General features: G+C 72.1%; 7 protein-coding genes and 1 pseudogene. 6 read left to right on the forward strand and 2 right to left on the reverse strand.

Annotated elements, in window-relative coordinates:
* Nucleotides 1–1,016, forward strand: a pseudogene (locus tag AC13HU_RS21260) (hypothetical protein); the annotation flags it as partial.
* Nucleotides 1,017–1,219: 203 nt separating this feature from the next.
* Here AC13HU_RS21260 and AC13HU_RS21265 read toward each other — a convergent pair.
* The gene (locus AC13HU_RS21265; protein WP_483043501.1) at nt 1,220–1,453 is read right to left on the reverse strand and encodes a LysR substrate-binding domain-containing protein; all 234 of its coding nucleotides are present in this window, start codon (nt 1,451–1,453) and stop codon (nt 1,220–1,222) included.
* Between the two features lie 179 nt (nt 1,454–1,632).
* Between AC13HU_RS21265 and AC13HU_RS21270 the strand changes: the two genes are divergently transcribed.
* From AC13HU_RS21270 to AC13HU_RS21285, 4 genes are all read left to right on the forward strand, one after another.
* A complete protein-coding gene (locus AC13HU_RS21270; protein WP_483043502.1) occupies nt 1,633–2,106 on the forward strand; it encodes a CU044_2847 family protein in 474 nt (157 codons plus the stop codon).
* 66 nt (nt 2,107–2,172) lie between these two features.
* Nucleotides 2,173–4,284: a VMAP-C domain-containing protein gene (locus AC13HU_RS21275; protein ID WP_483043503.1), complete on the forward strand. Its 2,112-nt coding sequence runs from the start codon at nt 2,173–2,175 to the stop codon at nt 4,282–4,284.
* Entirely contained in the window at nt 4,281–5,237 is a 957-nt protein-coding gene (locus tag AC13HU_RS21280; RefSeq protein WP_483043504.1) for an AAA family ATPase, read from the forward strand. The genes AC13HU_RS21275 and AC13HU_RS21280 overlap by 4 nt, the downstream gene beginning before the upstream one ends.
* The gene (locus AC13HU_RS21285; protein ID WP_483043505.1) at nt 5,234–8,632 is read left to right on the forward strand and encodes an SAV_2336 N-terminal domain-related protein; all 3,399 of its coding nucleotides are present in this window, start codon (nt 5,234–5,236) and stop codon (nt 8,630–8,632) included. Before AC13HU_RS21280 ends, AC13HU_RS21285 begins: the two co-directional genes overlap by 4 nt.
* A gap of 182 nt (nt 8,633–8,814) precedes the next feature.
* Here AC13HU_RS21285 and AC13HU_RS21290 read toward each other — a convergent pair whose 3' ends face one another.
* Nucleotides 8,815–9,495 (reverse strand): GOLPH3/VPS74 family protein, encoded by a 681-nt coding sequence (locus AC13HU_RS21290; RefSeq protein ID WP_483043506.1) that lies wholly within the window; start codon nt 9,493–9,495, stop codon nt 8,815–8,817.
* Nucleotides 9,496–9,903: 408 nt separating this feature from the next.
* Between AC13HU_RS21290 and AC13HU_RS21295 the strand changes: the two genes are divergently transcribed.
* The coding region (locus tag AC13HU_RS21295) for a COG4705 family protein (protein ID WP_483043507.1) at nt 9,904–10,626 on the forward strand (723 nt) is incomplete at its 3' end.

A 10,626-nucleotide genomic window follows, 5' to 3' on the forward strand; every position in this document is an offset into this window, starting at 1 on the left:
CCCGATGCCTGGCCCCCAAGCACCCCACCCCGGTTCCGGCCCCGGAGTCCGTACCACCGCCCCGCGACGCCGCCGCGCACGTATCCGCGGAAGGCGCGGTGGCACCGGTGGGTGCGGGCGCCACCGTTGCCGGGGGGCGGTCGGCCGCACGAAACGCCGAGGCCGCAGGCGGCGCTGCGCCGCGGAGCGGAGGTGGAGCGAAGGCCGGGCGCATCGCCGAGGCGTCCGCAGCGCGCGCCGCCTCCCCCCGCCCCGCCGCACCCGGCCATGCTCCGTCCTCGCCGCAGCGCCGGTCTGTCGATCCCCAGACCCTGCAGAAGCGCGCCTTCACCTTCTGGCAGCACGCCGCGGGCGGCGACCGCCGCAAGCTGGAGCGGATGTGCGCCCCGGACTCGCCCGCCGCCGTCCTGCTGCGGCTGTACGGCGCGGACGGGCCGCTGTACGGGATCGGCGTCGACTCCCGGGAGCGGGTGGAGTCCTGCAGCGTCGCTGTCTATCCCGCCGAGGGACGACGCGGCTGGGACAGTGTCGGAGGCGAGGTCCACACCGATCGGGGACGCCATGACTACCTGCTGCGCCGGTCCCTCGGGCCCGACCGGCTGATTGCCGAGGTGCTGCCCCACCAGAGCCCCTACGCGATGAACGCCAGCACCATGATGGCGCGCTACCGCTCAGGTTGTACCGAGCCGGGCGCCCATCTCCCGCGCACCAGTGCCGAGTTGGACCCGGTCGCCCACCTGCTGTGGCAACGCATCCCTGCCCGGCACGGGGCGTACCTGGCCGCGCGGGCGCTGGCCTCCTGGTGGCGGCTGACCGATCCGCAGGCATTGCGGGAGCGTTACCCGGCTGCGGTCCTCGCTGCCGCCGCCGAACGCTCCGCCTGCTACTGGAGCGGCCTCGGCGGAGGCGGCTACGGCGACGCGGCACGGCTGTGGCAGGTCCCCGAGGCCGACCTGCGCAAGGCCGGCACGCACCTGCAGCGTTTGCTGAAGCTGACCCAGGACCAGCCCTGGTAGCCGAGTACCGCGCCCGGCCCGATCGGCCGGGCCGTCCCGGCAAGGCATTCCGGTGGTCCGACCGTTCCTCTGGGCAGCCGTGCCGGCCACTGCGATCGACCTCGCCGGTGGCTCTGCACCAGCCGTGCCGGTGGCCACGCGGACGGCCGGTGGACAGACGTCTTTGGACGGTGCGGCACGGTGCGGCACGGGGGTGGCACGGGTCAACCTGGGAAGTCCACGAACCACTCGTCGGCCAGCTCGGCCAGTGTCACCGACGTCCGCTCGGCGAGCTGGTGCCCGGTCGCGACAACCAAGTCCATTGGTGCGAAGGCCAGTTCCTGGAGGCGTACCGCTGCCGGGGGCTGACCGGGCAGGGAGACGAAGGCGAGGTCGAGCGCTCCTTCGGCGAGCGCGGAGATCAGGCCGACCGAGGCACCCGGCGCCACGAAGGCCACGAGTCGCAGCCGGAACTCCGCTGACCCGTCGGCGAGTTGGCCGCCGGCGGGCGGTAGCGACGCCGCCGCTCGTCGTGCGGTTCCCGGCCGTGGCGTTCGATGCCGTGACGTGGTCCGCCCGCCGTGCCTCTTGCGTGCAACCGCTCATCCCGGGGGCTCCGGGTCGGCACAATGGAAGGGTGGCGAACTTCACCGAACTACTGCTGGCCGACGGGACGCCCGTCCGCTTCGAGATGGCGGGCGAGGCGGGCGAGGCGGGCGAGGCCGGTCACGCGGGCGAGGCCGGCCCCGTACCGAGCCAGGAGGACGACTTACCCCCGGGGATAGGGCGCACCGTTCCCGTTTCCCGCGGTGGTCGTACGGTGCCCACCATGGCGGTGGGGGCGCTGCGTGCGGTCCTCCAGCCGCTCGGGCCGTTGCTCCAGGAAGTTCACGACGCGATCGTCGCCGGTGACCGTCCACCGCAGGAGGTGAACGTCACCTTCGGGGTCGAGGTGGGCCAGGACCTCAAACTCGGTGTGGTCGGGGTCGCGGGCAAGGCCGTGTTGACCGTGTCCGCCACCTGGCAGCCCGCACCTCGGGCCGCCGCCCCCGGGGCGCCGGGCGAGGGGATATCTGCCGCGCGGGAACCACACGCCCCGCAAGCGGGCTGAGGCATGGGATGGTTCATCCCGTCGGGTCGCTCGTCGGACGCCGACCCCCGAGGTTTCGTCGTTTCGGTGCTGCGTATCGACGACGGCAGGTCCGCGGGTGCGGGCGTGCTCCTCGCCCGCGATCGGCTGCTGACCTGTGCCCATGTCGTCAACGACGCCTTGGGGCGGAGCGCGTTCGACAGCCGGCCCCCGGACCACGAGCAGATCACCGTCGCGTTGCCCGCCTCGCCCGACAGCTCGCGACGCCGGGCCGAGGTGATGTTCTGGGTGCCTCCCCGGCGCCGGGACGGGACTTCGGGAATGCGTGCGGGCGACGACCACGAGTGGCTCGGTGATCTGGCGGTGCTGGGTCTGGAGGCGGACTTCGGGATGGCCGTGGAACCGCCGCCCTGGGTCCCCATGGCCGCGGGACAGTCGCTGCGGGCGTGGCACAGCACCGCGGCGAGCCACACCTTCGCGGACGTCCGGGTCAAGACGTGTGACGGGAGCTTCGGTTACATCGACGGGAGCGCCACCGGGATGGCGATAGCGCCTTCCTACAGCGGCGGGCCCTTGTGGTCCCCGGACGACAACGCGGTGACGGGGATCGTCGCAGCCCATGTCATGCCGCCGACCGACCGCGTCACCGGGCGTCAACTGCCGTTCAGCAGCCAGGACATCATCCGCCGCAGCTGGGGCATTCCGTGGCAACGCATCGAGCAGGAGCTACGGGCTGCCGGAGCCGGCGATCTCCTCGGTCCGGGCCCTGCCGATCCGGACGACCCCCCTGGCGATCCTGACGATCCCGCGCTTGCGCTGTTCACCGAGATCGTGGAACGCATACTCCCCAACCCGTTGCTGCGTTCCGACCAGGCCCGGAAACTGGCCGAGTTCTGCGGATACCGGTGGCGCGACGACGGGTCCGATCCGACGGTCGAGGAATTCGCCCGGTTCCTGGTCACCGAACCCCGTGCCCTCGCGGTGCTCACCGACATGGTGCGCGACGACGCCCGCTCGGTCGCCCAACTGCTCGCCGTGGGACGGCTGTCCACGACTCCGCGGCTGCTGACCCCACGTGAGCTGAGCAGGCTCCAGCAGATCCTCTCCGCTCTTCCCCAGCAACTGGCCGCCCGCTTTCCGGAAGCCGTGCGGGCCGCACTGCCACTGGCCAACGTCTCCTCGGTGGGCGAATGGAGCGGTCTCCTGGAGCAGTTGGAGCGCCTGCCGGGCGACGGACGATCGGTGGAGGACGGTGCACGGGTGCCCGGTCTCATCCGTGTGATGGAGTACATCGCGGCGCTCTGCCCCTCCGCCCAGTGCGCCGCGCTGCGGCTGTGGACCGACGGTGTCGCCAGCCGCCTGGGCATCCACCACTCGGCCCTGTTCGAACGGCGCTCCGACGCGGTGGAATGGGCCGAGATGCGGGCCGACCGCCTGTCGCCGCCCCGCGTCCTGGCCCAGTTGAACCGCACCTCCAGGAGCCGATACCAGTTGCGGGTGTGGTGTGACGAGGGTGCCGGACTGCGCCAGGTGTCACCTGGCGACGAGTGCGACAGCCTCACCGGCGCGGAGGCGGCTCGTGAACTGCTGCGCGTCCTGCAGTCGGTCTACCGCGCCTACCCGGGGGAGACCCGCCCGCTGATCGAGGTGCTCGTGGAGCGATCCGGGCTGAACCTCCCGATCGACGAGTGGGACGGGGTGGGCCCCGGTGACATGGTCCCCGGCGTACTCGGCGCGGAGTACCCGCTGGTGGTGAACTGTCCCGAACTCCTGCTCCGCAGCCAGCGGTTCGTGCCGGACTGGCATCGCCGATGGCGGCAACTGGACACCGGCGCGTCCCTGCTCTTCACCGACGAGGCCGCCGACCGGCGGGCGATCTACGGCACGTTGATGGACCAGGTCGACGCGGTGCGCGTGACCGTCGACGTGCCACCGCGGTTGCGCGACCAGATCGTGCAGACAGCCCTCACCGTGGGGGTACCCGTAGTGGTGTGGGATCGGGGAAGTGGCAAGGAGTCGCACGCCGTTGAGTACATGACGAAGGTGACCACCCGGGATCTGCCCGAAGGTGTGCGCTCCTACCGGGCCAAGATCGTCCATCATCCACAGGAATTCCCCGGAAGACCCGTACTGGCATGGGCGGACGCGGACAAGCAACCTCCGCGGCTGCGCCTGTCCGAACCCCAGGAGGGCTCATGACCGCCGGACCGCAGGCCGACTGGCGCATCTTTCGCGGTGACGGAGATCCCCGCTCGATCACGATGCCGCCCGCACCGCCCTGGCGTCGCTTCACCACGGGCGGCCCGTCGGCCGTGCACCTCCCTTACCTGATCACGCCCGAACACGCGGACATCGTGAATGTCGCCCTCCACCTTCGCCGGCCACTCCTGGTCACCGGGGTGGCCGGCACCGGCAAGTCGTCGCTGGCACGGGCGATCGCACACGAACTGAGCCTCGGCGAACTGCTGCGGTGGCCCGTCAACAGCCGATCGAGCGTGCAGGAAGCGCTCTACCAGTACGACGCCATCGGCCGGCTGCGCGAGACCACGCTGAGCCGGGACCGCGGTGAACCCGAGCCCTCGATCGGCACCTTCGTCCGGCTCGGCCCGATGGGCACCGCGATGGCCCCCGGCGCGCTGCCGCGGGTCCTGCTGGTCGACGAGATGGACAAGGGCGACGTCGACCTGCCGAACGACCTGCTGACCGTGTTCGAGGACGGCACCTTCGAGATTCCCGAACTGGCCCGGCTGCCGGAGGAGACCGTCGTGGTCGACGTGCTGACGGCGGACTCCGGTGCCACCGTGCCGGTCACCCGCGGCCGGGTCCAGTGCACGCAGTTCCCCGTCGTGGTCATCACCAGCAACGGGGAACGGGACTTCCCGCCGGCGTTTCTGCGCCGCTGCGTCCGTCTGGACCTGCCGATGCCCGACGAGGAGCGGCTGCGGGCGATCGTCGCCGCTCACCTGGGGGACGACGTGCTCGACGAGGTCGACGACCTCGTCCAGACCTTCCTCCGCCGCCGCGCACCGGGCGAACTGGCCACCGACCAGTTGCTGAACGCGGTCTTCCTACGGGTCGGCGGAGTCGACCTGGACGCGGGCGGCCTGCTCGACGCGGTGCTCCACCAGCTGACCGGCATCGTCACACCGTGACGCACACCGTGGACGGCCTCGGCGATGTCCTACGCGTCCTGAAGGCCGCGGGATACCAACTCGACTCCCAGGACGTCCTCGACGTGCTCTGGCTGGCGCGGCTGCTGCCGACCGGCGGCACCGCCCTTCCGCTGGAGCTCGCCCGCCGTACCGACGAGCCCGCCCACGCCGAACCGGGCACCGCCTCGCCGGACCGTGACACCGAACCCGGTCCCGCACCGGTCGCGCCCTCCAACGCCGATCTCAGGACCTTCATCCCGCCGGAGCTGTTCGCGACCGCGCAGCCCGCGACCGTATCGAGACCGCAGCGGCGCAAGCCGCCACCGGAACCTCGGTCGACGCCCCCGCCAGGCCGATCGGCGATGCCGCTGCGGGTTCCCGAGGAGAAGGTGCTCGTCAACGAACTGGGCGTCGGCCGGGCACTTCGTCCGCTCAAACGGAAACACCCGAGCCGGTGGCGCAAGGAACTGGACGAGGCGGCCACCGCCGCGGCCCTGGCCGAGACCCGGCTGCCGGACGTCGTACTGAAGCCCGCCCAGGAGAGATGGCTGCACCTGGCCCTGGTCATCGACGACGGGCTCTCGATGCTGCTGTGGCACCGTCTCGCCGCCGACCTGATCACCGCGATGCAACGCCTCGGCGCCTTCCGCTCGATCCGGGTGCTCGGCCTCGACACGCGCACGGGAGACCAACCGGTGCTCCGGGCCCAGCCCTTCACCACCGGCAGTGCCCCGCTGGCACCGTCCACACTGCTCGACCCGTCGGGGCAGACACTCGTCCTCGTCGTCAGCGACGGCATGGGGTCCGCGTGGCGACACGGCACGGCGCACGACGTCATGCTGCGCTGGGCCGCCAAGGGACCCGTCGCGATCGTGCACGCGCTTCCGCCGGAGCTGTGGGAAGGCTCGGGCATCCAGGCCGACCCATGGCAGGCGACCACGCGCCGGCCGGGCGGAGCCGGCACCGCCTGGGAGATCACCGACCGGATCCTGCCGGCAGGTCTGGCCGACTTCTCCGGGGTACCGGTACCCGTGCTGCAACCCACGGCGGAGTCGTTCCGGGAGTGGACGGGGCTCCTCACGTCGCCGGGCACCACCGTCGAACTTCCGCTGCTGGCCCGGCCACGGCGGTTCACCCTCCACGCCGGCTCGCAGGGGACCGCGGACCTCCAGCACTTCAAGGACGCCGCGTCACCGGAGGCGTACCGGCTGGCAGCCCACCTTGCCGCGGTGTCCCCGGTCTCCGTGCCCGTGATGCGACTCGTGCAGAGGGCGGTGCCCTGGCGCGCGAACACCGCCCATCTCGCGGAGATCTTCCTGGGCGGCGTCATCCGTCCCGTGCCCGCTCCGGTCGCCGGCCCCCTGCCGGCCAAGCACCGGGTGTTCGACTTCACCGAGGAGGCCAAGGCCGCTCTGCTGGACGCCCTGCCCAGTGCCGAACTGGCCAGGACCAGCCGCGGCATCGGACGCCGGCTGGAACAACTGGCGGGCAGATCACCGGACTTCCCGGCCTGGCTGGCGCATCCCGGCGGCACCGACACCCTGCCGCCGGCGCTCCGCTCCTTCACCGCCGTCGAACGCCGGCTGATGACGCGATTCGGCGTGTCCCCGGACACGCTGCCCCTTCGCCCGGAACAGCAGGACCCGGAGCAGGGCGACGACATCGAGCCGTCGGACGGCGAGGGCTGGAACGCCCTGGCCGACCGCGACCCCCGGCAACTCGGCCCCTACACCCTCAAGGGCCGCCGGAGGGGCCGGCGCACCGTGGTCTACCTGGGCCGCGACAGTGCCGGCCACTTCGCGGCGGTACGGGCCCCGCGCCCCGATGCCCAGGTGGGCGCCGTGGGCCTGTTGCGCACGGAAGCGGAAGCACTGCGCCGGATGAACGGCCGTTACGCGCCGCCACTGATCGCCGCGGATCTGGACGGGCTGCACCCGTGGGTCGCGATGGAGCCCTACACCCCGACGTCCTTCACCGAAGTGGGCCCGCCACGGCTCAGCGAGCTGCTCCCCGAGGACACGACGACCGCAGGACCGGATCTGCTCACCAGCCTCACCCTCGGCTGGCACCTGGCCGGTGCGCTGAGCATCTGTCACCTGTGCGGTCTGGTGCCCGCCGAACTGACCACCGACACGGTGCTGGTGCTCCGCCGCTCGATCGTGCTCACGAGCCTGTCCGGCTGCGCGGTCGACGGCACCTACGAGGGCGCCGGGCCGGTGCCCACCGCGGCGGACAGCATGCGCGTGTTCGGCGGACTCCTCCATCAGATCAACCCCCGGCTCTTCCCCCGCCCGACCGCCACCGCGCGCCGCTCGCTCATGGGGGAGGGCGACAGCTGGCGTCCGCTGCGCGCCGCGGTGGCGCGGTGCTTCGACATCGACCCCGACAAACGGCCGAGCGCCGCGGAGATGTCCGAGATCCTCGCGCGCTATGTCGCCATCGTGCAGCCTCGGCGGGAGGACGACGAACAGGCGGAGGAGCCGCGCGCGGTCCGGCGGACCGATGATCAGCACCCGCGCCCTCCGTTGGCGCATCGCCGGGTCGCCCCCGAGCGCCCGTCCGCCGCGGAGCCGGCTCCCAAGGCGCTCCGGCTGGGGTTGCGCGGGAACGGCAGGCAGGCCGCCGCCCGGCTCGCGGAGATCCGACGGCCCCTCACCCACGGTCTGACCGTCGCCGTCATCGGAGCCCAACCACACAGCGGGCGGGCCACGACGACCTTCCTGCTGGGCTCGGTACTCGCCGCTGTCCGTGGCGAGCCGACGCTGGCCCTGGACGGCGCACCGGGAGCAGGCGAGCTGTACTCCTTCCTGCCCCCGGGCATCACCAACCGGACTCCCGAACTGATGGCGCTGACGCCCGACGCCTCGTACGAGGAGATCAGCCGCTGGACCACCGCCACCCCGTCCGGTCTGCACGTCATCGCCAGCAGCGCCACCCGCACCGCGGGAAGCTCCGCACACGGCGACGAGTACCGGCACGTGCTCACGCTGGCGGCCCGGCACTATTCCGTGGTGCTGACCGACTGGTCGAACCACCGTCTCAGGGGCGCCCACGTCATGCTGGACCTGGCCGACCGGCTCGTACTGTGCTGTACCGACGCACGCGACTCGCTGCTCGCCGCGCAGGAGGTGCTGGCGCAACTGCGCGGTCGCGGCTGGGCACAACTGGCCGACACCGCTGTCGTGGTGTGCACGAAGCTGGAGAGCACCGATCGCAACACCAGGAACGGCGCCCGCCCGGAGGGACATTCCGGCCCGACCGTCACGGTGCCGTTCGACCAGCACCTCGTCGGGCCGGGGGTCAAGAAGCTGAGCCGGCTCAAGTCGCGTACGACCGAGGCGTTCCTGAAGATCGCGAGCGCGGCGATCCGCGTCCCGGAGCCCCCGACCAACTGACCGCAGCCGGTCCCGGGGCACTCAGGGATGGCGTGCGGAGGCCGGGTGCGAGGCGGTGTACGCGTCGCCGGACAGCGGGACGAACCTCCAACCCTGGTTCGCGCCGCCGTCGACCGGCCACCGGACGAGCGTGGTGCCGGAGGTCTTGGCGGAGTCGGGGCGTCGATGGGCCGGTGGGCGGGTCAGTTGGTCGCCGTCTGGGCGGCACGGGCCGCCGCGAGGGCGCCGGCGACACCTTTCGCGACGGCCCGGACGGCCTCCCCGAGCGGCTCGCTCGCCCAGGGACCCGCGGCGAATTTCGTCAAACGGCCCTTGCGGGTACGGCGATCGATCTGCGGAAAGAGCCTGGTGGACAGTTGGCAGGCGTCGATGAGCAGGACCAGGGCGGTGGTGCGCTCGTCGGCGCCGCCGCCGTTCATCGCCCGGGTGACGCGCTCGTGGACCTCGATGCCCGGCGCGGCGTCCACCTCGGTCCAGCGGGTGGCGGGGAACAGGCCCAGCACGCGCCGGTGTTCGTCGTGCACGATGCCGCGGTCGCGGAGTTCGACCCGTGCCCTGTGGTACGCCTTGCCGGCCGTCGTGGAGTTCCCCACCCACCGTGCGGGCCGCTGGAGGCGCCCCTGCGCGCGGATGCGCTTCCACATCTCCTCGGCCTGCGGCCCGACTTGGCGTGCGGCGAGCCCACCGGTCCGGCCGTCGACCGCGAAGATCCGGTCGTCGCGCACCGCGACCCGGCCCTCCAGCGCCAACTCCATCAGCACCGCTCCCGCCACGCCGAAGATCGCCTGCTGGCCGCCGGCGAAGCGATCGGAGCCCGGGCCCTTGGAGACGAGCAACATCTCCTCGGTCAACGTCAGTTCCATCTGTTTCAGCCTCCCCCTGGAACCTGGTGGACGCCGCCTGCCCGGCATCCGGTTCGCCCGCACCATATCCGGTCCGCCGAGCCGGTCAGGCCCGTCACCATGGCGCCCAGCACCGTGCCGACCGCGACGACCGGCATCGCCTCCGCGGTCGCCGGCCACATCGCCTGCCGTACCGGTCGGGTCCGCCGTCCGCGGCAGGCCCAACTCCCTTCTGGGCCGGGCGACGGGCAACGCGAACATCGGCTTCACCGACGAGGGACCGCGTGCCGGGATCTCCCGGGATCTCCGCGGATCAGGAGATCCCGGCAGGTTCCCGGGAACGTACGCCGCGGCATTTCCGTCTACAGTCCTGTAGTCAGACATGGATCGTAGTGCGGCGCCGCGCGGCGCCAGAAAGGCGGCGGCTTCGTGGAGCGGTCCCGACACGGCGGCGGTGGCACGGCGAGGGCGGCCGGCACGGCCATCAGCAAGGTACCCGAAGTGACCGTGCTGTTCTGGCTGACGAAGGTGCTCACCACCGGTATGGGCGAGACCACCTCGGACTTCCTCGCCCGGGTGCTGAGCCCGGTCGGGGCCGGGGCGATCGGGCTGCTCGGGCTGGTCGGCTCGCTGGTGCTCCAGTTCCGCGCGCCCCGCTATTCGGCCTGGACGTACTGGTCGGCGATCGTCATGGTGAGCGTCTTCGGCACGATGGCCGCCGATGTCGTGCACGTGGTGGTGGGCATCCCGTACGCGGTCTCCACCGTGGCCTTCGCGGTGATCCTCACGGCCGTGCTGATCGCCTGGTACCGCAGCGAGGGCACCCTGTCGATCCACAGCATCCGCACCCGGCGGCGCGAGAAGTTCTACTGGGCCACGGTGCTGGCCACCTTCGCGCTGGGCACCGCGGTCGGCGACCTCACCGCGGGCGGCTTCCACCTCGGCTACTTCTCCTCCGGCGTGATGTTCGCCGCGTTGATCGCCGTACCCGCCGTCGCCTGGCTCGGCTTCCGCCTCGACGCGGTCGCCACCTTCTGGGCCGCCTACGTCCTGACCCGCCCGCTCGGCGCCTCCTTCGCGGACTGGATGGGCGCCTCCACCTCCCACGGCGGCCTCGGCTGGGGCACCGGCCCGGTCAGCCTCGTCCTGGCC

The organism is Streptomyces sp. NH27, assembly GCF_056859195.1.

Bases quoted from the DNA above. Each gene is read 5' to 3' on its own strand.
- AC13HU_RS21290 (WP_483043506.1), bottom strand. From the start codon at position 9,495: ATGGAACTGACGTTGACCGAGGAGATGTTGCTCGTCTCCAAGGGCCCG.
- AC13HU_RS21280 (WP_483043504.1), top strand. From the start codon at position 4,281: ATGACCGCCGGACCGCAGGCCGACTGGCGCATCTTTCGCGGTGACGGA.